Annotated in this window: 26 protein-coding genes and 2 pseudogenes; 20 read left to right on the plus strand and 8 right to left on the minus strand. The window is 62.5% G+C overall.

The features are described 5' to 3' along the window. Positions 1-7: 7 nt before the first annotated feature. From CLG85_RS15575 to CLG85_RS15590, 4 genes are read right to left on the minus strand one after another with little or no spacing between them, the layout of a single operon-like run. Positions 8-1,078: an ABC transporter ATP-binding protein gene (locus CLG85_RS15575; protein ID WP_095881428.1), complete on the minus strand. Its 1,071-nt coding sequence runs from the start codon at positions 1,076-1,078 to the stop codon at positions 8-10. An 11-nt stretch (positions 1,079-1,089) separates the two neighbouring features. Beyond that, positions 1,090-1,932: a carbohydrate ABC transporter permease gene (locus CLG85_RS15580; RefSeq protein WP_141244483.1), complete on the minus strand. Its 843-nt coding sequence runs from the start codon at positions 1,930-1,932 to the stop codon at positions 1,090-1,092. Positions 1,933-1,946: 14 nt separating this feature from the next. Further along, a complete protein-coding gene (locus CLG85_RS15585; RefSeq protein ID WP_176476521.1) occupies positions 1,947-2,867 on the minus strand; it encodes a carbohydrate ABC transporter permease in 921 nt (306 codons plus the stop codon). Between the two features lie 55 nt (positions 2,868-2,922). Further along, positions 2,923-4,230: an ABC transporter substrate-binding protein gene (locus tag CLG85_RS15590; RefSeq protein ID WP_176476520.1), complete on the minus strand. Its 1,308-nt coding sequence runs from the start codon at positions 4,228-4,230 to the stop codon at positions 2,923-2,925. Between the two features lie 344 nt (positions 4,231-4,574). Here CLG85_RS15590 and CLG85_RS15595 point away from each other — a divergent pair, with 344 nt between their 5' ends. The 15 genes and pseudogenes from CLG85_RS15595 (at position 4,575) to CLG85_RS15665 (ending at position 16,513) form a co-directional block, all read left to right on the plus strand. Then, positions 4,575-5,618, plus strand: a complete 1,044-nt coding sequence (locus tag CLG85_RS15595; protein WP_095881424.1) for a LacI family DNA-binding transcriptional regulator — start codon at positions 4,575-4,577, stop codon at positions 5,616-5,618. A 109-nt stretch (positions 5,619-5,727) separates the two neighbouring features. Then, positions 5,728-6,750 (plus strand): proline racemase family protein, encoded by a 1,023-nt coding sequence (locus tag CLG85_RS15600; RefSeq protein ID WP_095881423.1) that lies wholly within the window; start codon positions 5,728-5,730, stop codon positions 6,748-6,750. A gap of 60 nt (positions 6,751-6,810) precedes the next feature. Then, positions 6,811-7,146: pseudogene (locus CLG85_RS15605) on the plus strand (GMC family oxidoreductase N-terminal domain-containing protein); the annotation flags it as partial. Between the two features lie 70 nt (positions 7,147-7,216). Then, on the plus strand, positions 7,217-8,428 hold the full coding sequence (locus tag CLG85_RS15610) for a GMC oxidoreductase (RefSeq protein WP_260349550.1): 1,212 nt from the start codon (positions 7,217-7,219) through the stop codon (positions 8,426-8,428). Next, entirely contained in the window at positions 8,425-8,973 is a 549-nt protein-coding gene (locus CLG85_RS15615) for a cupin domain-containing protein (RefSeq protein ID WP_095881421.1), read from the plus strand. The genes CLG85_RS15610 and CLG85_RS15615 overlap by 4 nt, the downstream gene beginning before the upstream one ends. Position 8,974: 1 nt before the next feature. Further along, positions 8,975-9,787 (plus strand): alpha/beta fold hydrolase, encoded by an 813-nt coding sequence (locus CLG85_RS15620; RefSeq protein ID WP_095881420.1) that lies wholly within the window; start codon positions 8,975-8,977, stop codon positions 9,785-9,787. Next, positions 9,769-10,563, plus strand: coding sequence for an aspartate dehydrogenase (locus CLG85_RS15625; protein ID WP_095881419.1), 795 nt, complete (start codon positions 9,769-9,771; stop codon positions 10,561-10,563). The genes CLG85_RS15620 and CLG85_RS15625 overlap by 19 nt, the downstream gene beginning before the upstream one ends. A gap of 3 nt (positions 10,564-10,566) precedes the next feature. After that, the gene (locus CLG85_RS15630; protein WP_217989719.1) at positions 10,567-11,328 is read left to right on the plus strand and encodes an SDR family oxidoreductase; all 762 of its coding nucleotides are present in this window, start codon (positions 10,567-10,569) and stop codon (positions 11,326-11,328) included. 5 nt (positions 11,329-11,333) lie between these two features. After that, the gene (locus tag CLG85_RS15635) at positions 11,334-11,651 is read left to right on the plus strand and encodes an NIPSNAP family protein (RefSeq protein ID WP_095881418.1); all 318 of its coding nucleotides are present in this window, start codon (positions 11,334-11,336) and stop codon (positions 11,649-11,651) included. 149 nt (positions 11,652-11,800) lie between these two features. Continuing rightward, on the plus strand, positions 11,801-12,628 hold the full coding sequence (locus CLG85_RS15640) for a substrate-binding domain-containing protein (protein WP_176476519.1): 828 nt from the start codon (positions 11,801-11,803) through the stop codon (positions 12,626-12,628). After that, complete coding sequence (locus CLG85_RS15645; protein WP_260349554.1) at positions 12,618-13,457, plus strand: HAD family hydrolase; 840 nt, start codon at positions 12,618-12,620, stop codon at positions 13,455-13,457. Before CLG85_RS15640 ends, CLG85_RS15645 begins: the two co-directional genes overlap by 11 nt. A 102-nt stretch (positions 13,458-13,559) precedes the next feature. Further along, positions 13,560-13,970, plus strand: coding sequence for a cupin domain-containing protein (locus CLG85_RS15650; RefSeq protein WP_260349556.1), 411 nt, complete (start codon positions 13,560-13,562; stop codon positions 13,968-13,970). 157 nt (positions 13,971-14,127) lie between these two features. Next, positions 14,128-14,553, plus strand: coding sequence for a cupin domain-containing protein (locus CLG85_RS15655; protein WP_260349557.1), 426 nt, complete (start codon positions 14,128-14,130; stop codon positions 14,551-14,553). Beyond that, on the plus strand, positions 14,550-15,140 hold the full coding sequence (locus CLG85_RS15660) for a MarR family winged helix-turn-helix transcriptional regulator (protein WP_095881413.1): 591 nt from the start codon (positions 14,550-14,552) through the stop codon (positions 15,138-15,140). Before CLG85_RS15655 ends, CLG85_RS15660 begins: the two co-directional genes overlap by 4 nt. Before the next feature lie 173 nt (positions 15,141-15,313). Then, on the plus strand, positions 15,314-16,513 hold the full coding sequence (locus CLG85_RS15665) for an MFS transporter (RefSeq protein WP_095881412.1): 1,200 nt from the start codon (positions 15,314-15,316) through the stop codon (positions 16,511-16,513). A 342-nt stretch (positions 16,514-16,855) separates the two neighbouring features. Here CLG85_RS15665 and CLG85_RS15670 read toward each other — a convergent pair whose 3' ends face one another. Continuing rightward, positions 16,856-17,578 (minus strand): FadR/GntR family transcriptional regulator, encoded by a 723-nt coding sequence (locus tag CLG85_RS15670; protein ID WP_095881411.1) that lies wholly within the window; start codon positions 17,576-17,578, stop codon positions 16,856-16,858. Positions 17,579-17,756: 178 nt separating this feature from the next. On the opposite strand from CLG85_RS15670, the gene CLG85_RS15675 reads away from it, so the two are divergent. From CLG85_RS15675 to CLG85_RS15695, 5 genes are all read left to right on the plus strand, one after another. Next, positions 17,757-18,992, plus strand: a complete 1,236-nt coding sequence (locus CLG85_RS15675) for a mandelate racemase/muconate lactonizing enzyme family protein (protein ID WP_176476515.1) — start codon at positions 17,757-17,759, stop codon at positions 18,990-18,992. Positions 18,993-19,039: 47 nt separating this feature from the next. Beyond that, positions 19,040-19,993, plus strand: a complete 954-nt coding sequence (locus CLG85_RS15680) for a Bug family tripartite tricarboxylate transporter substrate binding protein (RefSeq protein ID WP_095881409.1) — start codon at positions 19,040-19,042, stop codon at positions 19,991-19,993. Positions 19,994-20,069: 76 nt separating this feature from the next. Continuing rightward, positions 20,070-20,558 carry a tripartite tricarboxylate transporter TctB family protein gene (locus CLG85_RS15685; protein WP_176476514.1) on the plus strand — a complete coding sequence of 163 codons (489 nt, stop codon included), beginning with the start codon at positions 20,070-20,072 and terminating at the stop codon, positions 20,556-20,558. A gap of 28 nt (positions 20,559-20,586) precedes the next feature. Beyond that, the gene (locus CLG85_RS15690) at positions 20,587-22,101 is read left to right on the plus strand and encodes a tripartite tricarboxylate transporter permease (protein ID WP_095881407.1); all 1,515 of its coding nucleotides are present in this window, start codon (positions 20,587-20,589) and stop codon (positions 22,099-22,101) included. Positions 22,102-22,182: 81 nt separating this feature from the next. Further along, complete coding sequence (locus tag CLG85_RS15695) at positions 22,183-22,857, plus strand: HpcH/HpaI aldolase family protein (protein WP_260349564.1); 675 nt, start codon at positions 22,183-22,185, stop codon at positions 22,855-22,857. A gap of 237 nt (positions 22,858-23,094) precedes the next feature. On the opposite strand, the pseudogene CLG85_RS15700 reads toward CLG85_RS15695, so the two are convergent. From CLG85_RS15700 to CLG85_RS15710, 3 genes and pseudogenes are all read right to left on the minus strand, one after another. Continuing rightward, positions 23,095-24,009: pseudogene (locus CLG85_RS15700) on the minus strand (2-hydroxyacid dehydrogenase). Positions 24,010-24,016: 7 nt separating this feature from the next. Beyond that, on the minus strand, positions 24,017-25,756 hold the full coding sequence (araD, locus tag CLG85_RS15705) for an L-arabinonate dehydratase (RefSeq protein WP_260349560.1): 1,740 nt from the start codon (positions 25,754-25,756) through the stop codon (positions 24,017-24,019). Positions 25,757-25,767: 11 nt separating this feature from the next. Then, the coding region (locus CLG85_RS15710) for a thiamine pyrophosphate-dependent enzyme (protein WP_260349561.1) at positions 25,768-26,805 on the minus strand (1,038 nt) is incomplete at its 5' end.

A 26,805-nucleotide genomic window follows, 5' to 3' on the forward strand; every position in this document is an offset into this window, starting at 1 on the left:
TTTGGGCTTAGCGATCCCGTGCGACCGCACGGACATGCTCCCTCGGCGCGATGACACCGATGGTGTCGCCGGCCTCCACCGTCGTCCGGTCGGTGACGACGATGTATCTCTGGTCCCCCGACAGGAGGTAGATGTTCGTGGTTTGACCAAGCGGCTCCACAAGCTCGACGATGGCCTCCGCAGACCCCGCCGTTCCGGCCGCAACGCACTGCAGGTGTTCAGGGCGGACGCCGACCGAGAAGTGGCCATGCTGGTCCGCCATCTGCGTCGCGCGATGACGCTCGGTTTCATCCAGGGCCTGGCCAAACTCCTGAATTTGGCACACCACGCGGCCGCCTTTGGAGAGCTCGGCGCTGAACAGGTTCATGGGCGGCGAACCGATGAAATCCGCGACGAAGCGAGTTGCGGGACGGTCGTAAATCTCCAGCGGCGGCGCCACCTGAACCATGTCGCCCTTGTACATCACCGCGATCCGATCAGCCATCGACATGGCCTCGATCTGGTCGTGGGTCACATAGACCGTGGTGATCCCCTGCTCCGTCACCAGACGCCGGATTTCTGTCCTCATCACAGCGCGCAGCTTAGCATCGAGGTTTGAGAGCGGCTCGTCCATGAGGAAGACCTTGGGGTTCCGAACCAGCGCCCTTGCAAGCGACACGCGCTGGCGCTGGCCGCCCGACATCTGCGCCGGCTTGCGGCCGAGGTAGTCACCGATCCCGAGGGTGCCCGCGGTCTCTTCGACCTTCTTGCGGCGCTCAGCCTCAGGCATCTTGCGGATTTTCAGCGGGAATTCGATGTTTTCGAAAACCGACATATTCGGATAGAGGCCGTAGTCCTGAAAGGCCATTGCGATGTCGCGATGTCGCGGCTCCGCGTAGGTCACGTCCTTGCCATGGATGAAGACCTTACCTTCGGACGGCGTCTCGAGACCTGCGATCATGCGCAGTGTCGTGGTCTTGCCGCAGCCCGACGAGCCCAGCAGGGTGAAAAATTCGCCATCCTTGATGTCGACCGAGATGTCGTTCACCACGGTGAGCGAGCCGAAACGTTTGACGAGGTTCTTGATCTGGATACCCATTGTGGATCCTTTCAGCCCTTCACGGCGCCAAGAGTAAGGCCGCGGACGAGATAGCGTTGCATGAGCAGGACAAGCACGACGACCGGAAGCGACATCATTACGCCCGCCGCCGAGGCGAGGCCCCATGCGATGGATTTCGGTTTGATTGCGTTGGCTGCGATGACGGGGAGCGTTTTCGCCTCTTGCGAGGTCAGCATCGAGGCGAGAAGAAACTCGTTCCACGAGAACATGAAGACGATCACCATCGTCGCCGCCAGCCCGGGAAGCAGAAGCGGGAGGGTTACCCTCCAGAAGGTCTCGAAACGGGAGCAGCCATCGATCATCGCGGCTTCTTCGATCGACTGCGGAATATCCTGGATGAAGACCCGCATGACCCAGACGACGAACGGCAGACCCGCAAGCCCGTAGGCAGCTGCAAGAAGCCAGTAGGTATCGAAGATCCCCAGCGTCCGCGCAATGATGAACATCGGGATGACGCTCACGATCGGAGGCAGCATGCGGATCGAGAGCACCTCGAACGCCATCACCTCCTTGCCCTTCATGTCGAAGCGCGCCAGCGCGTAGGCCGCCATCGTTCCGCAGATCATCGCAAGGGACGTGGCCATTGCGACGATAACTGCCGAGTTGATGAAGGCGTCGAGCGCATCGAGCTGGGTGAACAGCTCGGCGTAGTTGACCAAGGACGGCTCGAACGACGTGAACACAGGCGGATATTGCGAGATGTCGAGCTCGCTCTTCAGCGACGACGACGCCATCCAGAAGACGGGGAACGCGAAGAACAGAGTTGCGAGTATCGCGAGAGCATAAGCGCCGAGCCCCTGAAGCACCGGGCGCAGAGTTTTTGGTTTGGACATGATGACCCCCTCGCTCAACGATTTTCCTTGTCCGCCACCAGCTTCATGAAGCCGGTCAGACGCACAAACAGCAGGACGACGACGAGAACGATGATCAGCGTGAGCCAAGACAGGGCAGAGCCGTAGCCGAGATCGAAGAAGCGGAAGTTCACGCGCTGCAGGTAAACGCTGACGACGTCGGTCGCGAAATCCGGCCCGCCCCGCGTGATGGTGTAGATGGTGTCGTAGGTTCGGAACGCATCGACGATGCGTAGCAGGGTGGCGATCACGATCACCGGCTTCAGCATCGGCAAGGTCAGAGAGACGAACATCCGCCAAGGCGAGGCCCCATCGATAGCTGCAGCCTCGAAGGGCGTCTTCGGCAATGAGGAAATGCCCGCGTAGATGATCAGAAACATGAACGGCGTCCATTGCCAGACGTCGACAAGGATCACCGAAAGCAATGCCGTCGAGGACGAGCCCGCCCAGAGCGCCGGCGGGATGCCAATGAGGCCCATCAAGTAGTTCAGCACCCCGAGGTCAGGCATCATCATGATCCGCCAGGTGATCCCCACCGCGACAGGCGTGATCAGCATCGGGATCAGGATGACCGTGCGCAGGATCATGAACCCCGGGAAGCGCAGGTTGAACAGCAGGGACAGGAGCACGGCAAGCACCAGAGAGATGCTGACGCTTGCCGCAGTGAAGATCAGCGTGATCAGTATCGAATGCCAGAACTGGCCATCCTCGAACGCGTAGACATAGTTCGCGAGGCCAATGAACTCCTTGGCGTCGCCGTAAGTCGGGTTGTAGTTGGTGAGCGACAGGTAGAGCGAGTGCAGGAGCGGGTAGAGGCCGACAACCGTCATGACGATGACGGTAGGTGCCATAAGGAGGGTCGCGATCTTCCCTTCGCCAGCACGTTGCGCCTTGTCTGCGCTTTGTGTCTTGGGCATGGTCATCTTCCTTGATTGTCGGGGCGCCGTCGGGCGGCGCCCCGACGCGATGGGATTAGCGGCGCACGAGACGTTTCAGTCGTTTTTCCGCATCGACCATGGCCTCCTGAGGCTCCTTGCGACCATTCACGCCGGCCAGGATTTCCTCGTAGAGCACGCGCTGCACCTCGACCGCGTTGCGAAGACGGTAAGGCGGGATCGAAATGGGTGTTGTGCCGCGAAGCTCGAAGTCCCGGAATGCCTGGAGCATGGGGATTTGCTCCACGATCTCGGGGTTCTCAATGTCGCGCTGCAGAGCGAGCGACGATTCACCCCCTTCGCGGAAGAGCTCATACGCACGCCCTTCGGCCATCCAGGCAAGGAAGCGATAGGCGTCCGCCTTGTTTTCAGATGCCGCGTTCACCATGATCGACCAGCCACCAACCATCTGCTGCTCGAACGCTTCAGTGGGCGCGACGGTGTAGCCAAAGCGGCCTTTCATGGGGCCATCCTCGATCCCGACGATCACGTCGGACCAAGTGATCATCATGGCGGCCTTGCCCTGCTGCATGAGCGAGGAGCCCTCCGCGTAATCGAGACCATCGACGCCACGCGGCGTGAACGGCAGCACTTCACGCAGACGTTCGATCGCGCGGGCCCCCTGCCCTTCGGAGTTGAAGATCAGGTTGCCTTCTTCGTCCATCACGCCGTCATTGTGGGGCTCGATCTTCGTCATTCCCATGAGGCGTGAGCCCCAGTCTCCGCTCATGTGAGCATCTTGACCGCCCAGCAGAAGCACGTTGCCGGCGACCTCGTCGCTGTGAAGCTTTTCGGCCGCGTCACGGTACTCATCCCAATTTGTCGGTACCTTGGTAATGCCAGCCTGCTCGAAGAGGTCCTTGCGATAGACGAAGACCGGTGTCGTCATGATCAGCGGCAGGCCCCAGCGTTTTCCCTGGAATTCGGAATAGGTCAGCGACGCCGGCGCGAGGTTGGCCACGGAAATTTCGGGCAGATCGGGATTCTCGGCCTTGATGTCATCGAGGGCGACTGCCCACCCGTTTTCCATCGGCTGTCGGATCCACAGGTTGTCGATCGTGACGAGATCGAAAGTCGAGGAGCCTTGGCTCAGTTCAATGAGGAGCTTTTCGAAATGGGCCTCGTAGGGGTTGCTTTCGCCCGTCACCTTGGCGCCCTCGTAGGCCTCGGCCACCGAGGATGTGAGTGCTTCTGCCCATGCCGTGTTGCTATTGAGGATATTGAGCGTCGGCAGGGACTGTGCTGCAGCAAATCGCGCGCCGGGAACCGCCATCAAGGCGGAAGCCGCAGCCATGCTCTTCAGTACGCTCCGACGCGACCGCGAAATCATCTGTGGGTTTTTCATCATCTACTCCTCTGCTGGTCACCGGACCATTCTTCTGAGTCTCGGCCAGAAAACGTTTACCAGAAAACGTTTCAAAAGCGACTTTCGTCAAGTGCTTTTTTTTGGCCATGATGGGATAATCACATCCTGCAGGTGCGGCGAAGCGAGAAGAGAATGGGAAGATTATAGTATGTTTTTAGCATCTTATAGATGACACCAAGACATTCTCCAAAACTGCGCTCGAGCCCGACGAGACTGCAGAAAAATTGAGCTCTGGCCGTGAAAGGCAACGGAGTCTATGGAAAGTTAACCAGGTCACCTGACCACAGCGGCGCCTTGGCGCCAGTCAATATGGACTTCGAAACGTGCCCAAAGCAGCCGCCACAACACCCAAGACGCCTCGCTCCAAAGCCAACATTCATGACGTTGCCAAGGCGGCTGGCGTATCGATCGCGACCGTCTCTCGCGTTCTGAACAAGAACAAGACCGTGCGCTCCGACATGCAGGAGCGGGTCATGGCGGCGGCAAGATCGCTCGGATACACCGCCAATTCCGTGGGCCAGGCCCTGAGAACTCAGAGAACGCATGTCATCGGCACGATGCTGCCAAAGATCGACGATCCGATTTTTTCGATCATCGGCGCTGGCGTTCAGGAAACACTCCTCGCCCGTGGGTATGTCGGCTTCATGCAGACCATCGGTTTCGACAACCGAGACCTTTTCGATCATGCCATGTCGATGATCGAAAAGGGGGCAGAAGGTTTGATCGTGGTAGGACAGGTGCAGGACGAGCGCCTCCTAACCTACTGCCAAGAATTCAGTTTCCCGATCGTATCCGTATATTCCTATACGGAATCTGGCGCTCTTCCTTCTGTTGGGTTTGACAACTACGAGGCGGCGCGCCAACTGCTGGACATGCTGGCGCAGTTCGGCCACCGCAAGATCTGCATGATCGCCGGCACGACCGATGGGAATGACCGCCAGGCAAGGCGCGTCGATGCGTATAACGCATTCATGGCGGAACTCGGCGAAGAGCCGATCGTCGAGACCCTCGACATGACGCGAGACTATGCCACTGGCGCCTCTGCATTGCGGCGGATCCTTTCCCGGCGGCCGGACGTGACCGCCGTGCTCTGCAACCGCGATGAGATTGCCTTCAGCGTCCTGGCGGAATGCCGGAGGCGGCGAATCCGGGTCCCCGAAGACCTTTCAGTCACCGGGTTCGACGACCTCGAGCACGCTGCTCTTTTCAATCCAAGCGTTACGACGGCGGCAGTGCCAGCAAGGAAGATGGCCGAACACGCGGCAGAGGCCATCATGAACCTTCTCGACAGCGGTTCGGCAATTGAATCAGCGCGTTACGAGACAGAAGTCATCCTCAGAGAGTCCACTTCTCGCCCCAAGGTATGACTGTTTTCTAGGCAAATGAGGGCGCAAAAGGGCCACAGGCCAAACTGCGCGCTTGACAGGTATGAGAAAACGTTTACCCAATGATGTGGTCCACTGAGAGGAGCCCCAGATGAATTTTTCGAGAATGGTCAATGTCGTCAGCGCCCACGCGGCGGGCGAGACCAACGACGTCATTACCGGCGGCGTGCTTTCCGTGCCCGGTCAGACCATGTTCGAGAAAATGCAGTGGCTGGAACGCGAAGGCGACGAATTGCGTCAATTCTTGCTGAACGACCCGCGCGGCGGCGTCACGCTGTGCATGAACCTCATCCTCCCCTCGAACGATCCCAAAGCCGCCTTTGGCTACGTGATCATGGAATCCGATTTCTACGTGCCGATGTCCGGAACGAATACGATCTGCACGGTGACCGTTGCTCTCGAGACCGGCATGGTCCCCATGCAGGAGCCCGTCACCGATCTGGTGATCGAGGCACCCGCGGGCCTGGTGCCGATCCGCGCGGAATGCGAGCGCGGAAAAGTCACCTCGGTCAGCTTTGACAACGTGCCCTCTTTCGTCTTCTACCGCGATGCCGAGATCGACGTTCCCGACATCGGGAAGCTCAAGGTCGATGTGGCCTATGGCGGGATGATCTACGTGATCGTCAACGCTGAGGACTGCGGGTTCTCGCTCGATCGCGAGGATGCCGCCGACCTCGTTACGGTCGGCGAGAAGATCAAGGCCGCCGCGGCGGTCCAACTCCCCTGCGTTCACCCGGAAAACCCGGAAATTCACACCATCAACCAGACCCTATTCGCTGGCCCGCTTCGCCGCGAGGATGGTGTCCTGCGCTCGAAGAATGCAGTTATTGTGTCCCCCGGGCGCATCGATCGTTCCCCCTGCGGCACCGGAACTTCGGCCCGACTGGCGTTGCTGCACGCCAGGGGCGAAATCGCCGAGGGCGAGCTCTTTGTTCACGAGAGCATCATCGACACCGAATTCCAGGGAGTGGTGAGCGCCACGACCACCTGCGGTGGCCAGCCGGCCATCTCGCCGCGGATCAGTGGCCAGGCGTGGATCACCGGATTCCACCAACACGTCCTCGATCCGACCGACCCGTTCCCGACGGGCTATCGGCTTGGCGACACTTGGTGAGAAAGGAAAAGAGAATGGCTAAGATCCTAAAAAAAACCGACCCGTTCGACCTACGACAATATCGTTGTTGGTTCCGGCTCCGCAGGTGCTGTCGTCGCCCGCAGGCTTGCAGACGCCGGGCACAAGGTGCTGCTCATCGAAGCGGGCCCCAATGACGATCACATCCATATCCGGATGCCCGCTGCCCTTGGCCTGCCCCTCGGCAACGACCGTTTCAACTGGCGTCTGGAGAGCGAGCCCGAGCCGCATCTGAACAATCGCCGCATCCTTGAAGCGCGTGGCCGCGTTCTCGGCGGTTCTTCGTCAATCAACGGCATGAACTGGGTCCGCGGCAACCCGGCCGACTATGATCACTGGCGCCAGCTCGGCCTTGAGGGTTGGTCCTACGACGAGGTGCTGCCCTACTTCCGCCGCTCCGAGACCTTCGACAAGGGGGGGCAACAGCTACCGTGGCGGCGACGGTCCGATGCAGATCGAGACCTGCGGAGCCAAGGGGCCGCTCTACGATGCATTCCTGAGCTCTGCCGAGCAATGGGGCATGGAGCGGGTGGCCGATCACAATGCCTACCGTCAGGAAGGCGTCCATGTCACGCAGCGCAATGTCGGGCGCGGTCTGCGCTGGAGCACCGCGCGCGGCTATCTGCACGAGCTCCCGGACCGCGAAGGCTTCGACATCTGCGTCCAGGCTCGCCTCCTCAAGATCGAATTCTCCGGCAAGCGCGCCGTGCGCGCGCGGATTGATTTCGCGGGCGAAGCACGCGTCATCGGAATCGAACAGGAACTCGTGCTTTGCGCTGGCGCCATCCACAGCCCGCAACTGCTCAAGCTCTCCGGCATCGGAAACGCTGATGAGCTGCGCGAGCACGGTATCGACGTGGTGCAGCATCTGCCCGGTGTGGGCGAAGGTCTGAAAGATCACGTCGCGGCACCCGTCATGTACCGCGCGACCCAGAACGTCTCTGCTGCAAAAGAGCTCTCTACCTTTGGCAAGCTCAAGCTGGGCGCTCAGTGGGTCCTCGCGAAGAAGGGGCTCGGCGCCACCAACTTCTTCGAGGTCGGCGCGTTCATCCGTACCGATGACAGTGTCTCGATCCCGAACGTGCAGTTCGAGTTCGTGCCGATGCTTGGCGAGATGCAGCATGGGTCGGTCAAACTCGAAAATGGCTTCCAGTATTTCTTCAGCCTGATGCGGCCCCGCTCGGAGGGCAGGGTCTGGCTCCGCGATGCGGACCCCCGCTCCAATCCGAAATTCGTCTTCAACTACTTTGCTGACGAGAATGACCGGCGGGAGGCGATTGCCGCGATCCGCATCATCCGCGACGTGATTTCGCAAAATGCGTGGGATCCCTATCGCGGCGAAGAGGTGATGCCGGGCATTCAGCACCGCTCCGACGAAGAGATTTTCGCGTTCCTCCAGAAGGAAGCGGGCACGAACTACCACCCCTGCTGCACCTGTAGGATGGGCACCGGTGACATGGCCGTGACGGACGCGCAGGCGCGTGTCCACGGCATCGAGAACATGCGGGTCGTCGACGCATCGATCATGCCCGACATCGTTTCTGGCAACCTCAACGCGCCGGTCATCATGATGGGTGAGCGGGTGTCCGACATGATGCTGGGGCGCAGCCTGCCGCCCGCATCCGCAGACTATTACAAGACAGAAGGAGCCGCAGCATGAGCATCAAGAAGAGTCCCGAGAGCTGGGCCCCCAACGCCGATCAGGATCTTGGTCCCGTGCTTATCCTCGAACCAGAGGAGGGAAAGAACTTCTGGCAGCCGCAACCGGCCAACGGGCATATCTCCGTTCGCATTTCCCCTGATTTCCTGGACGTGCAAACGCCGTTCTCGCTCGGCACGCAGACACTCCCCGCCGGCGGATACGTTCGCGAACACTCACACCCGGAGCATGACGAGGTGCTTCACTTCATCCGCGGTACCGGAAAGGCGGTGGTCGATGGGGAAGAACATGCAATCGTGCCCGGGAAAACGATTTTTGTTGGGCGGAACCGCCGCCACATGTTCGTCAACAGCTCGCAGGATGAGCTGCACTGGGTGTGGTTCATCCAACCGAACGGGCTTGAGCACTTCTTCGAGGAAATAGGCCGAGAGATGGTGGTGGGCGGAGAGGACCCGACCCCCTTCCCCCGACCGGAAAACGTTCTCGAGATCGAGGCGCGCACAGCGTTTGCCCCGCAACCTGCGGACCAGCGGAAGCCCGACTGACATGCCGTTTCATACTGCAGATGATGGAACCCGGATTCATTTCCGCGACATCGGGGAGGGTCCCGCAGTGGTCCTCATACCCGGTCTTGGAGGGGATGGCGCGTTCTGGAACGGGGTCGTTTCCTTGCTGCAAGGGCGCTACCGGCTGATCGTGACTGACCATCGCGGCGCCGGGCAAAGCGATCGGCCCGACGGGCCCTACTCCATTCCCCGCATCGCCAAGGATGTTCTCGGGATCCTTGATGATCTCGGGATCCATCGGGCAACCTTCGTCGGACACTCGACGGGCGGCATGATCGTGCAGACGATCGCCACCTCCTGCCCACGTCGCGCCTCCGCGATCATCCTGTCAGGCACCTGGGAACGCAGGGATCTGCGCTTTCGCAGGATGTTCCAGGCCCGCATCGCGCTGCTCGAGCATGCTGGTGCCGTGGATTACCACCGGCTCACGCAGGCCCTCGGCTATGACAACGACTGGCTCGAAGCGCATGCCGAGGAGATGGCGCAGGAGTTGGACCGTGCCGAGGAACGCCTCGCCCCAAAGGCCGTACAACTCGCGCGCATGCAGATGCTCCTGGAGCATGATTGCCACGACAGGTTGCCCGAAATCGACTGCCCCACACTCGTGCTCGGCGCCGGCGACGACGCCCTAATCCCGCTCGTTCACGCCGAGAGGCTTGCAGCCTTGATCCCCAACGCGCGGCTCCGTGCGCTGTCGGGCGGGCACTTCTACCCGCGCGCCTATCCCGAGCAGTTCGCGACCCACGTCAGTTCATTCATAGAAGAGGCGCTTCCATGCACCACCCAAGCATAGCCGCCATCGGCTTCGGCGCCATGGCACGCAGCCTACAGAAATCTCTGGAGCAACATGGCGACGTCACCCTGAGCGCCTGCCTCGTGCCGGAAGCCTTTCGCGCGTCTGTCCCTGACACGATCACGGCCTACACGAGCGTCGAGGATCTCATCGCGGCCAAACCCGATCTTGTCGTGGAATGTGCGACGCACGACGCTGTGCGCGAGAGCGTCCCTCCGATCCTTCGCGCGGGTATCGATGTCATCATCGTGTCGATCGGCGCTTTGGCCGACCGCGACCTGCGGGAAACCCTTCAGGACGCGGCTCATTCCGGAGGATCGCGGGTTTCGGTCGTATCGGGTGCCATCGGCGGCCTTGACGTGCTGAGAGCCGGCGCGCTGGCCGGGCTTGAAGAGGTGACATACGTCGGACGCAAGCCCCCGCGCGCCTGGGCCGGTACACCAGCCGAAACGCTTCTCAACCTGAGCGCTTTGACCGAGCCAACAGAATTCTACGAAGGTTCGGCAACCCAGGCCGCGCACGACTACCCGAAGAACACCAATGTGACCGCCGCCGTGGCGCTCGCAGGCGTGGGCTTCGACGATACCCGCGTCAAGCTGATCGCCGACCCCACCGCTCAAACGAACTCTCATGAGCTCGAGGCGCGTGGCGCGTTCGGACGGTTCCGGATCGTTCTTGAAAACAATGCTCTACCCGAAAACCCGAAGACCTCGTGGCTTGCAGCACTCAGTGTCGAGCAAGCAGTCCTTCGGCACTTCAACAGCATGGAGGTCTAAATCATGGACATGAATCTGGCCAACAAGGTCGCCATCATCACCGGTGCCGGTGCGGGCATCGGCGCCGCAACCGCGAAGCTCTTCGCGGCCGAAGGCGCTCAGGTCGTGGTCGCAGACTATGACGCAACAAACGCCAAAGACGTCGCCGACGAAATTGGAAATTCCGCCATCGCCATCGAGGTCGATGTTCGCGACAGCGCCTCGGTGAAGGCGATGATCGACGAGACCATCAGCGCCTTCGGTGGGATCGACATCCTCGTCAATAATGCCGGTCGCGGGTCGCTGGGAACCGTCGAGACCTGCGACGAGGATCAGTGGAACGACATCATGGCGGTGAACGTCAATGGTGTTTACCTCTGCTCGAAGCACGCGGTTCCGGAAATGCGCAAGCGTGGCGGTGGTGTCATCGTCAACACCGCTTCGAACATCGCCATGGCCATGGCGATCAAGGACCGCGCTGCATATGTCGCCGCGAAGGGTGCCACTGCATCCCTGACCCGCGCCATGGCGCTCGATTTCGCCGCCGACAATATCCGCGTGAACTCTGTCGCGCCCGGCGTGATCTGGTCAAACTACTACAACAAGATGCTTGGTGAAGTCGCGGATCCCGACGCCTTCAAGGCGGGACTTCGTGCCCGTGCGCCCTCCAATGCGTGGGGACAGCCCGAAGATATCGCCAATGCGATCATCTATCTCGCCTCCGACCGGTCTTCCTTCGCGGTGGGCACCATGCTGACGGTCGACGGCGGCGCATCGATCTGGTGAGCCACATGATCCTCGAGGAACGAGACTACCGCCTGAAGCCGGGAAAGGCCCCGACCTTCCTCCAGATTTACGAGAAGTACGGGCTGCCTGTGCAACGGCGTCACCTGGGAGAGCCATACGGCTTCTTTACCAGCGAGATTGGCGAACTCAATCATGTGGTCGCCATGTGGCGCTACAACGATCTGAACGACCGCGCCGAGCGACGCGCCGCTATGTTGCTGGACCCGGATTGGCCCGGATACCTCTCGAAGATTGATGGGCTCATCGACGTGCAGAATATCCGCATTCTCACCCCAGCGGGCTTCTTCTTCCCGGCCCGTTGACCCCTGGGCTGGCCGGCTCCCTCAAATTCGGCCAGCCCCTTTTCCATGGATTGGTCTTCAGCTTGGAGAACAAATTCAATAGGCACTCGAGGAGCGTCGGCAACCGATCGCGGCATGCATCGCACCGTGTGCCGATCGTTGGATTGATCTTGACCGGCCCACCGGAGCGCAGGATCGCCGACCCCGAATGGGGTGAGTTCCTCTGCGGTGCATCAGACGCATGTTTACATCTCGGGTTTCAGCTCCGGCTGGTCGGCGCCGCAGGAAAGGCCCCGGATCAGCTCAGCCTGCGGCTGCTGGAGCGCGACGCGTGCGACGGCTACATCCTTTTCGGGGGGACGACTTGTAACGCGCCGACGCTCGAAGCCTGGCCTGAAGATTTCTCAACCCCGGTCGTGCTGTTTGGAGTCCCGCCAGGGAGGACTTCCAAACTACAGGCGCTCCTTGAGATTGATCACGAAGCGGCATTGCGGCAGGCCTTCGACTATCTGGACGCGCTCGGCCATCACAGGTTGAGCGCATTCTTCTCGGGCAGAAGCGCTGAAGCATTCAGAGATCATAGTCCCTCTGACCTTGACGTAGAGGTTCACGCCGATGTGCTGACGGAACGTCAGGCTTTTCGGCGCGCCATGGTGCTCTTGGAGACTAGCCCACCCCCGACCGCGTTTCTCACGAGTTCTCCAATTCTTGCCATCGGTATCCGCCGGGCACTCGAAGGCTGCGGCCTCACCTTGGGGCGTGACGTGTCCATCATCACCTTCGACCCTTCAATCAGCATGCTTGGCGGCACCGATATGGCACCGGCTTTCACCTGCATTCGTTACTCCGCCCAGGAAGCCGGAAGCCGGAGCGTTGAACTTTTTGCAGCCCTCTTGTCGAGCCGCCACGAAGACACGCTGTTCGACACGATGACCCCGAAACTCGTCATCGGACCAAGCACGGGCCCCCTACTCGGAAAGAAAAGTCATGAGCATTGAACGGCTGAACCTCCTTAGCGATACCCACCTCCTACGCCAGCCCGCGGCCGTCTTGTGCGACGTTGACAGAACCCTTCTCCGGCACGACCACAGCCTGCCGGAAGACGTCGCAACCGCAGCCCGAGACTTGCCGTTTCCCCTTATTCTGGCGTCCGCAAGGTCGCCCATCGGCCTACACCATGTCCATGACCGCACCGGCGCGGAAGATTTGGCGGTTTGCTTTAACGGCGCCTGGATTGGAAACCCGCAGACCAGGCAACCCCTCTACGCACTGCCCCTGCCTCGAGATGCGGCTGAATTTGCCTTCTCGCTCATCCTTGAGCTTGGCGGGGCCCCAGCCTGGTTTGGCATCGACCATGCGGTTGCATTGACGACGCAGGCTGACTGCGTCGGGCAAAGGATCAAGGTGACCGGAGGTCCGCTTCGTCTGGTTGACCACGCGTCGGAAATTTCTGGTACACCGTTCAAACTTCTCGCGACGGTCGATCCCGACAGAATTGCCGAGATTTCGGCAGCGCTCGGCAGAACTCTAAGGGACGTCGCCTATGTGGCTCAATCGGGCCCGGGGCTGATCGAGATCGTTCATCCGGAAGTTTCGAAAGGTGTCGCGCTCTACAAGGTCGCTGAAATCCTTGGGGTGCCGCCCGAACGGCTTGCAGCCGCGGGTGACTCCAGCAACGACATCGAAATGCTCAGGGCCGCCGGCCTGAGCATCGTTCCGGACAATGCCTCTAGGGAGGTCAAGAAGTTCGCTGACGTTGTTGTTCCCCATTGCGACGAAGGCGGCATCGCGCATGGCTTTCGCTGGCTGGCAACTCTGCCTGAGTGACCTCCACTTGAGTGGCTTGGCAAAGATGTAGGCGAGATACATTTTCCCATTTATATTACTAAGTAATATAAGTAGGAAAGTTATCTGAAAATGGAGTCTGCCATGAATATCGACAAGGCCATGGAAGCATTCAAAGGGCCGAAGGCCGTCATCCTGCCAGACCAAGGGCAAAGCTTCACCTACGGCGAGAAAAGAATTCCGGCGCTCCTCAAGCTCGCCCCGGGTCAGTACCCGCACTACAAGTTCAGTGCCGTCCGCTTTGATCTCGCGCCGGGACAGAACCTCGACCTGATGGCCACGCGACTGGCAGGGCGCATGCTGTACTGTCTGGAAGGAAACGGCGCCATCTATCTGAACGGCAAGAAGTTCCCGTTCTTCGAAGAATGCTTCGCGCATGTCGGGGAAGGCCATTACTCGGAAGTGAAGAACACCGGCAGCACGCCACTTCAAGTTTTCAGCTTCGTGTTCGGCCCGTCCCTCGAGGGGGGGGGCGGGGATTGCCGATGGCGCTGAACCGCATGTCAGCATCAACCCGGCAACGAAGGCGTCGCTTGGTCTCCTCACAAGGGAAGAAGCGGCTGCCCTTAGTGACGACGCTCGCGGCGTTCTCAGCCACCAACTTCCCGATACTGGCCCGTCGTTCTGGCAAGCGCGACCGAGCGCCGGCTGGGTGGAGGTCAAGCTCGCGCCGTTCACCCACGATGTGCATCACTACGCCCTCCTGATGCAGACCCTGTATCCTGGTGCCGCCGTTCGAGAGCATGCCCATAATCAGCTCAACGAGTTCTTCATCATCACGAGGGGCACAGCACGTGCATCTCTCGATGGCGCAGAGGCCACCTGTCCCAAGGGCTCGGTCATCATCATCGGCCGGAACGTGTGGCATTGGTGGGGAAATCCGGGTGAGGTCAACGCCCAGAATTTCGCGATCATTGACCCGCCGGGTGTCGAGGGTGCGCTCGCCCTGACCGGACGAGAGCGTCGCCACGATGAGCCGTGGCCCGATGATATCGAACGTAGCCCCGAAACCGGACGAATCCTCCACGAGCGCTACGGTTTCGTGATTAAAGACGGTTCTGCGGACGCCACGGCTTGAAAACCGAGCGGCCCGGCGACAACCTCCCCGGGCCGCACATGAAATGGGTGGCGCCCGCCAGCGACCAACGTTTCAAATATCAGGGCAGAGATTTGACCCAGCGCGACAAGCCGATCGAGGGGGCCTACAGGCCGATCATCTACAGCCTTCTGCAGGTTGCCCAAAAGATGCTGCAAACACGCGAGATCTACGCAAACATCGTAGGCGTGACGCCGCCGCAGTTCAGCATCCTGACCGCTATCGGAGAGAGCCCCCGGACATCCGTTGGCGACCTTGCGATGCGCCTCAATGTCACCGGTCCCTTTGTGACCAACGAAGTGCGAAAGCTCGTCACCGAAGGCCTGGTGCAAAAGACGAGTTCCGACGCAGACAAACGTCGCGCGGAACTTGTGCTGACCGCGGAAGGTACCGCGCGACTGCACCGCGCCGACGTTGAACGTCACACCGCTAACGCCACCATCTTCGAAGCCTTCACCTCGACCGATCTTGCCGAATTGGGACAAGACCTTGATCATCTCAGGGAAGGACTGGACAAGGCACTTTACCAACTCGACGCTCCTACCGGGACCAAACACGGACAAGACTGAGAAAATTTTAGGCTAAGCACGCTGCAATCAAGAATTTTAGCATATGATTGCGAGAAAACGTTTACTCTGTCGCGAATCTTTCATATCCAATACGCCAATCGCCCCCACCCAACACGGCAGCCTGTCGTCTGCGTGAGAAGAGGCATCCGGACATTTTGACATGGAGGACGCCCTTGTCCCATTCAGCCAGCATCCCCGATATCCGCATTCCGAGAATCGCGACCACAGCCGTGTTCTTCATCAATGGCATGGCATTGGCGCTGTTCTTCGCGAACATCTCCTTGATCAAGGATGCGCTCCAGCTCAGCGACAGCAGCCTTGGCAGTGCCCTCGGCCTTCAAGGCCTGGGGACGGTGGTTTTCGTGGTGATTGGCAGCCTCGTCGCAATTCGGCTCGGGACCCGAGCCACGATGCTGATCGGCGCATGCTTTATGAGCGCGGCGCTGACGGCAATCGGAAGTGCCGGAAGCTTCTACCCCTTCCTACTCGCGGTGCTCGCGCTGGGTGCGGCGAACAGCTTCGTCGATGTCTCAATGAACACGCATGCCTCCCTCGTAGAACGCGAGTACAGCCGCGAAATCATGCCGACCTTCCACGCCGCGTATAACTTCGGCGGCTTCGCAGGTGCGGCCATCGCTTCGGTGCTGATCCGCATGACCGAGACGGCGATGACTTCGCTTCTGCTGGCTGGCGTTGCAATGGTTGCAATTCTTGTCGTCGGCTGGACGTTTCTGGGTGATCTGCGCCCATCGAAATCCGTGTCTGAGGAGCGTCCCCTGTTCCCCTCTCTGCGTAAGATCGGTGGGAACTCCACCCTTCTCCTTCTCGGCAGCCTGATCGCGGTCGCGCTCTTCGTCGAAAATGCAATGAATGGTTGGAGCGGCGTTTATCTCAACAATGTTGTCGGTCAGGATGCTGCCCGTGCGGCGGATGCCTTCGCCGCCTTCCAGATCGCCCTGGCGATTGGGCGTCTCGGAGGCAGTTGGGCCCTCGCACGGCTGGGCGCCCGCCGCGTGATCATTTTCGGCGGTCTTCTCGCGAGTGCAGGTGTTGTTCTGGTTGTGACGGTGATCTCTCACTGGGCAGCGCTCATCGGCTTCGCGGCGATTGGCCTCGGTCTCGCAAACTGCACGCCGATGTTCTTTACCCGCGCTGCGGCGGCCATCCCATCAGCCCCTGCAGTCGGGATCGCCTTGGCGAACGTCATCGGATATCTTGGATACATTGCCGGACCGGTCGTTCTTGGGCTCCTCTCCGAAGTCAGCGACCTTAAAACCGCCTTCCTCGCTGTTCTCGCGGCGATGCTCCTCATTGCGCTGGGTAGCAAGAGTGTCATGAAGATCCGCTGCTCGGCAGACCTAGCTGCGAACTGACCGATTTCGGATGCAGGCCGTGCCAGCGGCTTGCATCCTCGTCTAAAGTAAGACCTGCGACCTGGAGGTCCCCAAGCTGCTTTTGTCTGTTTCGAACCACTGGACTTGGGGCAGCGATAAAACGCATCTCCTGATCGGACAAAGTGTCGGTCATCGCGACGTCATATGCCAAAACGCCGCGAGACCTTCTTGTCCGCCATCTGGCACCACACCGAGTACAGGACGCAATCTTTCGGCGAACGAGGGTCACTTGCTACAGCGCTCGGAGGCCCAACCACTTCTCCTCCGTCGGATAAGGCCAAATTATGTGATTAAAGAATGATATGAGCCAGTGAACTGTCTTTACCTCGCGTTTGACGTCTCGCCTTGACGGTTGGCGTCTCCTCCGAAGAGACGGATGATGCCCTGCTCAATATGACGGGTCATTGCCTCGCGTGCGCCGGCCTGGTCCCCGGCCCGGATCGCAAAAAGCACTTCTTCGTGCTCTGTTATGACTCTGTCAGAGACTTCATGCAGCCCAATGCCACGCAACTTTCGACCGAACTCCAGCCCCAGCGCGATTTGCTGACGTAGGGTTTCCAGCGCGAAACGATAGTAGGGATTGCCCGAAGCCGCAGCGACCGCGATGTGAAAGGCGAAATCAAGGTCGAACACGCTGCCGCCAGGCGGCATGCCTGCAAGCGCGCCATGTGCGGTCGCAATCGCCTCGATCGCGACGGGGTCCTGCAGTCGCGCGGCATCCTCGGCGGCCGCAGCCTCGACGATCTGACGGAACCGCATGCAGCGCTTCATGTCCTGCACGGTCCGGATCGACAGCGCGCCGAATTCGGTCAATGGCGGCTCCACGATCACCCGCGGCTGCACGTAGTTTCCTGACCCCCGGCGAGAGAACAGCCTTCCCTCGTCGCGCAACCGCGCCAACGCCTTGCGAAGCACGGGACGCGACACGCCGATCTCGCGAGCCAGCTCGGTCTCCGGCGGCAGTCGCCCGCCCGCGGCCCACTCTGGTTTGTTCAGCATGTCCGATATCATGGCATGTGCCTGTGAAGGAAGATCCTGAAGCATGCAGCGCTGCGCCCCCTTGTGCGCATGGAGGTGGGAGTGGCCTGCGACAATGCCCGATTTGGCCGGGTCGGTCGAGCGGATTGGTAAAAATGACTAACTAATCTTTACTCATATTGACTCCTGAGTAAAGATTAGTACTTCTATGTCTCGACGGCAGCTTACGCATGAGGAGGAGCGGATGCGCATCATCGGCCTGGAAACGGTGCAGCTCGAGGATTTTGGCAACCTTGTCTGGGTGCGGGTGCACACCGACGAGGGTCTGATCGGACTTGGCGAGACCTTTCGTAACCCCGAGGCTGTCTGCGCCTATATCCATGAGACCTGCGCCCCGCGCCTGATCGGCGAAGACCCCCGCGCCCGGACCCGGCTCGCGCAGGCCCTGCGCTTCGATGTCGGCAATCGCTTTCAGGGTTTCCCGACCCGCTCGATCGAGATCCGCGGCAATTCGGCCGTCGACATCGCCCTCTGGGACCTCTGCGGCAAGATCTTCGACCAGTCGATCACCACGATGCTCGGCGGCACGGTCCACGAGAGCTTCCGGCTGTACAACACCTGCGCCAACTCGAACTACAACAACAAGGTGCGCACCGGCTACGACAGCCAGATCTACTCGCGCAAGACCCAGGCACCGCAGGAGATTACCCGTCACGAAGACTTGCTGATGCAGGTCTACGAGCCAGCTCGCCTTGCCCGCGAATTGCTCGACGAGGGCATCACCGCAATGAAGATCTGGCCCTTCGACGTGCCCGCGCGCGAGAGCGGCGGCCGCTGGATCACCGCCGAGCAGATGAAGGAAGGCCTCTGGGTGCTTGAGCAGATCCGCGACGAGGTCGGCGATGCGATGGACATCCTGATGGAATACCACGGCCTGTGGACCCTGCCGCCGGCGCTCGAGATCGCCCGAGCCACCGAAGAGTTCGGGATCTTCTGGCAGGAGGACGCCGTCAAGCTCGACAATTTCGACGACCTGCAACGCTATGCCGAGGTCTCGCGGACGCGCATCGCCGGCTCCGAAAACCTCGGAACATTGCCCTGGTACCGCGAGATGTTCGCCCGTGGCACCATTGATGTCGCCAACTTCGATGTGGCCTGGACCGGTGGCCTGACCGAGGCGCAGCGCACCTCGCATATGGCCCTGGCACACGACCGCACCATCGCGCCGCATGACTGCACGGGGCCGGTCACCCTGCTCGCCAACCTGCAGCTGATGGCGGCGATGCCAAATGCGTTGATCGCCGAAACCGTCCGCTCGCATCTGGAGGGATTCTACAAGGAAGTCATGACGGATGTGCCGCGGGTCGAGAACGGAAGGATCTTCCCGACCTCCGGCCCGGGTCTTGGTGCGGCGCTGAATTCCGACGTGATGTCGCGCCCCGACCTGCGGCGACGCATCAGCGGACGGGCCTGCGACTGAGCCGGGTCCAACAGTCCATCACTTCGTTTGCCAGGAGGAGAAAACGAATGAGTGTTAAGAAAATGTTTAGCTTTGGGGCGATTGCACTGATCGCGTCGACCTGTGCCGGCGCAGCGCTGGCGCAGTCCAACTTTCCAGAAGGCACGGTCACCATCATCGTGCCATACAGCGCCGGAGGCGGCACCGACAACTTCGTACGCGCCCTCGAGGCACCGCTGGAGGAAGCTTTCGGCACAGATGTGGCGGTTCGGAACATCGCTGGCGGAGGCGGCGCGGTGGGGCTGACGCAGACGCTCGCAGCCAAGCCCGACGGCTACACGGTGACCATTCCCAACAATGCCTTTTACACCCTGATCGGTATGGGCAACGTACAGTTCGCGATCGACGATTTCGACTATATCGCGCGCATCGTGACGGAACCCTACGTGCTGACCCTCTCACCCAAGAGCGGCCACAGCGACCTTGCCAGCTTAGTCGCCGCCTCGCAGGAGAAGCCGGTGACGCTCGGCTTTGCGGGGGTTGGCTCTTCCTCGCACATCCTCACGCTCGCGATCGCCGAGGCGCTTGGCGCGCAGGTGAAATTCGTGCCCTACGCCGGCGGCTCCGAGGCGACCGCGGCGGCGCTCGGCGGACATATCGACGGCGTCGTGCTCTCCCCATCCGACGTGGTCTCGGCGATCGAGGGCGACGGCAGTCTTGTACCCGTGGCCACCACCAGCAAGACCTCGCTGCTGCCCGACGTGCCGACCTTCGCCGACGAGGGGTTCGAGGTGACCACCGACCAGTGGCGCGGAATCGCCGCCCCGGCGGGCGTGCCGGCCGAGGTGATCACTGCCTGGGAAGAGGCCCTCAAGCGGGCGGTCCGGGACGAAGGCTTCCAGACCGCGGCAAAGAACCTAGGTGTCGAATTCGCCCCGCTCTATGGAGCGGAGTTGCAGGAGTTCGTGAAGACCGGTGAAGAGGTCCTTCTGCCTCTAACCCGCGAAGTCGCGGGCCGCTAGGCCAGCGCCTGCAGCGCTCCGCCGGTCTCTCCCGCCGGCGGAGCCTCGGTTTTCCATGACAAACCAGGAGACTGCCATGCGCCTACTGTCCGGACGCATCGTGTTCGATCTCGCCCTTCTCGCCGGCGCCGCCTGGGGACTCTGGCAGAGCCAGAGCCTGCCGCCAGGATACGGCGGGGGCGACATTGGCCCCGGAGATTTCCCCCGTGCCGTTCTGGTTCTCGGCGTGATCGCGCTGCTTGCAGTGCTGCGCCAGGACGTCAGCGCGGCACTGCGGCGCGCCCCTGACGTGGACACCCCGCCGCATCTGCAGGGGACGTTTGCCGCGCTGCTGATCTCCGCGCTGCTGATCGCTTATGTGCTGCTGCTCGAGCCACTCGGCTTCTTGGCGGCGACCGGCGCCTTCCTCTTCTTCGGCATCCTCGCCTGCAGCCGGTTCTTGGACCCGCCCGACTCCGTCGCGGCCTGGCGGCGTACGCTGCTTGGCGCCGCGCTCGTCGCCACGGTGGCGACCGGGCTATCTTTCTTTGTCTTCACCTACGGCTTCGGCCTGATCTTCCCCTGAGATTCGCAAGGCCGAGAGGAACTTACGCATGGACAACATTCTCGAAGCCCTCACCCTGGTGGCCGACCTGCGGGTGCTGCTCGGCATTTGCACGGGCACCTTCCTCGGGCTCGTCATGGGCGCGCTGCCCGGGTTGACCGCAGCCATGGCCATCGCCCTGCTGATCCCGCTGACTTTCGGCATGGGGCCGGTGCTGGGCGTCGGTATGCTGCTCGGGGCCTTCTGCGGCGCCATTGCGGGCGGCGCGGTGCCGGCGATCCTGCTTAACATTCCCGGCACGCCCTCGTCGGTGACCACCACGCTCGACGGCTTTCCGATGGCCCGCAACGGCGAAGCGGGCAAGGCGCTCGGCATTTCGATCACCTCGAGCTTCATCGGGGGCGTCATCGGGGCGCTGCTGTTGATCGCCCTGTCGCTGCCGATCGCCCGGTTCGCCCTGGAGTTCGGACCGGCGGAGTTCTTCGCGCTCGGGGTTTTCGGCCTGGTGATCATCGCGTCGGTGTCCTCGGGCTCGATGCTGCGCGGGCTGGTGGCTGGGCTGCTGGGGCTGTTCCTCGCCACGGTCGGGTCCGATCCGATGACCGGGGCCTTGCGCTTCACTGGCGGCGAGCCTGCGCTGATTACCGGCATCGGCCTGCTGCCGGCGCTGATAGGCCTCTTTGCCGTGAGCCAGGTGCTGCAGGACGTCTACAGCCGGACTGGACGGCGCGCCGCCGAAGCCGTCACCCAGAGCTTCGATCGCGCTCGCCCGCCGTTCGGGCTGATCGCCCGCGCGTGGAGGGTCGTGGCGTCCTCCACAATCATCGGCGTCATCGTCGGGGCCATTCCGGGTGCCGGCGGCTCGATCTCGTCGTTCATTTCCTACGATCAAGCCCGGCGCATGTCGCGCACACCCGAGAAGTTCGGCACCGGCGCGCCCGAGGGGCTGATCGCCTCAGAAAGTTCGAACAACGCCACTGCGGGCGGCGCGCTGATCCCCATGCTGACGCTCGGCGTGCCGGGCGAAGTGGCCACCGCGGTGCTGATGGGCGGGCTGACGATCCAGGGCGTGCGGCCCGGCCCGGCCCTCTTCGATCAGCAGGCCTCGCTGGTCTACGCGATCTTCCTCGCCTTCATCCTTGCTAATTGCGCGATGTTCCTGATCCAGCTTTTCGGGATCAGGCTGTTCGTCCGCATCCTCGGGGTGCCGACGCGGGTCATGATGCCTCTCATCCTGATGTTCTGCGTGATCGGGGTCTACGGGGTAAACGGTTCGGTCTTCGAGCTCTGGCTGATGCTTGGCTTCGGGGTGCTAGGGTTTTTCCTCAACCGCTACGGCTTCGGAACAGCGCCGGTGATCCTCGGGCTCATCCTGGGGGCGCTCACCGAGTCTAACTTGCGCCGAGGCATGACCGTATTTGACGGCGACTGGACGGCCTTTCTGTTACGGCCAATCAGTGCAACGCTATTGCTGTTGGCCGTGCTCTTCCTCAGCGCGATCCTTTGGCAAAACCATAAGTTCAGGCAGAACGACAAAAAGGCAGAGGAGGCCTCACAGCGATGACCAACAACCCTTTCAAAGCCGCGCTCGCCGCGCGAGGAAGGCTCTCCGGCTTCTGGCTCTCGCTCTGTTCGCCCGCGGTGACTGAAATCGCGGGGGGGGAGCGCTGCGGACTGGTTGCTGCTCGACATGGAGCACGCCCCCAATGACCTGTCGATGATGGCCGATCAACTGCGCGCCTCGAAGGCGGTGGGCGGGCCCGAGCCAGTGGTGCGCCCGCCGGTCTCAGAGCCGGTCATGACGAAACGCCTGCTCGATGTCGGCGCCCGCAGTCTGATGTTCCCGATGATCCAGTCGGCGGAGATGGCCGCCGATGTGGTGCGCTGGACACGCTATCCGCCGCACGGCATTCGCGGCCATTCGGGCACGATCCGCGCCAATCGCTACGGGCGGAGCACGGATTACCTAATGAGCTACGAGGCGGATTTGTGCATCATTGTGCAGGTCGAGACTCCAGAAGCGATTGCCGCCATCCCCGAGATCGCCGCAGTCGAGGGGATCGACGCGATCTTCATTGGTCCCGGTGATTTGGCCTCGTCGATGGGCAAGGTCGGCAATGTTGGAGACGCGGAGGTGCAAGAGGCGATCCGGCGTGCCACCGCAGCCTGCCAAACCGCGGGAATCGCGGTCGGCATTCTTGGATACGGCGCTGAGGCCGCACGCTCCTACTTCGACGCTGGCATCAACTTCGTCGCGATAGCCGGCGATGCTTGGCTCTTGGCGCGCGCTATGGACGACATGATCAAACAAGTCGGCTAGCGGGGGCTTGGAGACAAAAAGCGGGTAGCTGGCGTTTAGGCTAAGTGGGAACTAAAATCGTCGCTAAGATCCGAGTGTTCGTCATCAAGTGGGTCGGGGGCTCAGGATACTCTGACGCTAGGACGGCTCTTCCAGGATTGGCGCTCGAAGGAGGGGCGCTGAGCCGTCTCCTGCCCCCCCAAGCAGACGCGCCCGCAGCCAAGCTGCGGGCGCTTTCGCCTGCGGTGCCCGGACGTCTCAGGCGACCTGATTCGGAACTTCTCCGCCGCTGAACCAGGCATCGAGGTTGTCCAGAACCCGGTCGCCCATCGCCCGGCGGGTGACTTCGGTTGCCGAGCCCACATGCGGCAGCAGCACCGTGTTCGGCAGGTCGATCAGCGCCCGCGGCACCTGCGGCTCGTATTCGAACACATCCAGCCCGGCCGCGCCGAGTTTGCCGGTCGACAGCGCCGCGATGAGCGCGGCTTCATCCACCACGGTCCCGCGCGCGACGTTGACCAGGATGCCCTGCGGCCCCAGCGCCTCGATCACCCCCGCATCGACAAGGCCCGCTGTCTCTGCGCCCCCCCCCCCCGGCACAATCACCACCAGCGCGTCGCAGACCTCGGCAAGCGCCAGCGCATCGGGATAGTGGGCATAGGGCAGATCGCGCGGCCTACGGGTGCAATAGGCGACCTCGAGCTTCATCGCGGTGAGCCTCTCGGCAATCGCCTGCCCGATCCGGCCGAGCCCGAGCAGGCCGATCTTCCGCCCCCGCCGCGAGAAGGTCAGCGGATAAGGTTTTTGCGGCCAGTGCCCGGCGCGCAGGTAGGCATCGGCCCGCGGCAGCTGCCGCGACGTGGCGATCAGCAGGCCGAGCGCAAAGTCGGCAACCTCTTCGGTCAGCACGTCGGGCGTGTTGGTCACCACGATCCCGCGCGCCTACGCCGCGGCCACGTCGATGCTGTCGTAGCCGACGCCGAATTTCGCGATGATTTCCAGAGCGGGGGAGCGATCCATTACCCCGGCATCGACCTTGCCGGTGCCGGCGACGGCCATGGCCCGCACCTCGCCGTCGCGGCCGGTCTGATCGGGTCCGATGAGCTGGTACCCGTCGAGGCGTCCCTCGCTGGTGGCGCAGGCGCGGGGCATGTAGAGCACGGGTCTGGTCATGGTCTCCTCAGAAAATGTCGGGCTCACCGGCGGCGCGGCCGAAGTCGCGCTCGAGGTAGTCGAAGTCGCAGCCCTTGTCGGCCTGCGTGACGTGGCGCGAGAACATGTAGCCCCAGCCCCGTTCGAAGCGCGGCGCCGGCGGCGTCCATGCGGCCTTGCGGCGGGCGATCTCTTCCTTGTCCACCAGCATGTCGAGGCTGCGGTTGGGCAGGTCGAGCCGCACGATGTCGTCGATCTTCAGCAGCGCCAGTGGCCCGCCGACGAAGCTCTCGGGCGCGACGTGCAGCACGCAGGCACCGTAGGAGGTGCCCGACATCCGCGCGTCGGAGATGCGCAGCATGTCGCGGTGGCCCTGCTTGATCAGCGCCTTGGGGATCGGCAGCATGCCCCATTCGGGAAAGCCCGGGCCGCCCTGCGGGCCGGCGTTGCGCAGCACCATGACGTGGTCGGGCGTCACGTCGAGCGTCTCGTCGTCCACCGCCGCCTTCATCTCGGGGTAGCTGTCGAAAACCAGCGCCGGGCCCTCGTGCACGTGGAACTTGGGATCGCAGGCGGCGGGCTTGATGACCGCGCCATCGGGGCAGAGGTTACCGCGCAGCAGCGCCAGCGAGCCCTCGTGGTAGACCGGGTTCGTGAGCGGGCGGATCACGTCGTCATTGTAGACCTCGGAGGTCTTCAGCGCCGCGGAGAGCGGCTTTCCGCTCACCCCGACCACCGAGGTGTCGAGCCGTTCCTCAATCTGCTTCATCAGCGCCAGCAGGCCGCCGGCGTAGTAGAAATCCTCCATCAGGTAGTCCTTGCCCGAGGGGCGGACATTGGCGATCAGCGGCGTGACACGGCCGAGTGCGTCGAGATCGTCGAGCGTCAGATCGACGCCGGCGCGGCGCGCCATGGCGATGAGGTGCACCACGGCATTGGTCGAACAGCCGGTGGCCATGGCGACGATGGCGGCGTTGCGCACGGCGGCGGGGGTCACCACCTTGGCGGGGGTCAGGTCTTCCCAGACCATCTCGACGATGCGCCGGCCGCAGCTCGAGCCCATGCGCTGGTGGCCGCTGTCCGCCGCCGGGATCGACGAGGCGCCGGGCAGCGTGAGGCCCATGGCATCGGCGATCGCGGTCATCGTCGAGGCGGTGCCCATGGTCATGCAGGTGCCGACCGAGCGCGCGATGCCGCCCTGGATCCCGAGCCATTCCTCGTCGGTCACATTGCCGGCGCGGCGCTCGTCCCAGTATTTCCAGCCGTCCGAGCCAGAGCCCAGAATGCGGCCCTTGTAGTGCCCGCGCAGCATCGGCCCGGCGGGTAGGTAGATCATCGGAACGCCGGCGGTGATCGCGCCCATCACCAGCCCCGGCGTGGTCTTGTCGCAGCCGCCCATCAGCACCACCCCGTCGAGTGGGTGGGCGCGGATCTGCTCTTCGGTCTCCATCGCTAGCATGTTGCGGTAGAGCATCGAGGTCGGCTTGGTGAAGCTCTCGTCCACCGACAGCGCCGGCATCTCGACCGGGAAGCCGCCGGCGGCGAGCACGCCGCGCTTCACGTCCTTCACCCGCTCGGGGAAGTGGCCGTGGCAGGAGTTCAGCTCGGACCATGTGTTGAGGATGCCGATGATCGGCTTTCCGCGGAAATCCTCTTCGGCGTAGCCCAGCTGCATCATCCGCGAGCGGTGGCCGAAGCTGCGCAGGTCGTCGGGCGCGAACCAGCGCGAGGACCGCAGGGTGTCGGGGGTTTTTACGTGCTTGGTCATGAGGGTCTCGCTTACCGGCCGCGCAGGCGGCTCACCGTCGTGCGGGTAGAAATCTGTTCGGGATCGGTGATCAGTTCGATCACCGTGGGGCCTGCGTGCTCGAAGGCGGCAATCAGCGCGGGCCGGAACTCTGCGGTCTTGGTCACACGCGCATGGGCCGCGCCGAGGCCCTCGGCGATCTTGCCGATGTCCGAACTCACGATATCGGTGCCCGAGATGCGGGAGGGATGCTCGCGCTCCTGATGCATGCGGATCGTGCCGTAGGTGCCGTTGTTGAAGACCAGCACGATGGGCCGGCCGTCGTGCTGCACGGCGGTGGCGATCTCCATGCCCGACATCATGAAGCCGCCGTCGCCGACAAAGGCGATGGCCTGCCGCTGCGGGTCCTCGAGCGAGGCGGCGACGGCGGCGGGCACCGCGTAGCCCATCGAGCCGCAGGTCGAGCCGATCTGCCGCCCCGGTCGGGCGTAGCGCAGGAAGCGCTGCGCCCAGCCGGTGTGGTTGCCGGCGTCGAGCGTGATGACCGCACCCGCCGGGATGAGGTCGCGCACCTCGGCCATGGCCTGCCCCATGTCGAGCGGGACGTCATGCGGCGGCGGCTCGGAATCCGCAAGGTATTCATCGCGCAGCGCCGCGCGCCAGCCGTCCTCTGCCGGGGTGGCGGGCTGCGCGGTCAGCGCGGCGAGCGCCGCATCGGGGCCCGAGACCGCCGAAAGCGCAGGCGAATAGACCCGGCCGATCTCATTCGCATCGACGTGGATATGCACCAGCGTCTGCGCTGGGGTCGGCACCGAAAGCGTCGCGTAGGTCTTGGTGGTGATCTCTCCGAGCCGCGCGCCGATGACCAGCAGCAGGTCGGCCTCGGCGAGCCGCTTGACAAGGCTCGGAGCCACGCCGGTGCCGAAATCGCCGACATAGACATCCGAGCGGTGGTCGATCAGGTCCTGACGGCGGAAACTGGTCGCCACCGGCAGGCGGTTGGCCGTGGCGAACTCCAGCAGCGCCGCCGCGCCCGCGTCGGTCCAGCCGGGGCCGCCCGCCAGCAGCAG

The organism is Alloyangia mangrovi (assembly GCF_002300555.2).
In the GTDB taxonomy this organism is placed as follows: domain Bacteria; phylum Pseudomonadota; class Alphaproteobacteria; order Rhodobacterales; family Rhodobacteraceae; genus Salipiger; species Salipiger mangrovi.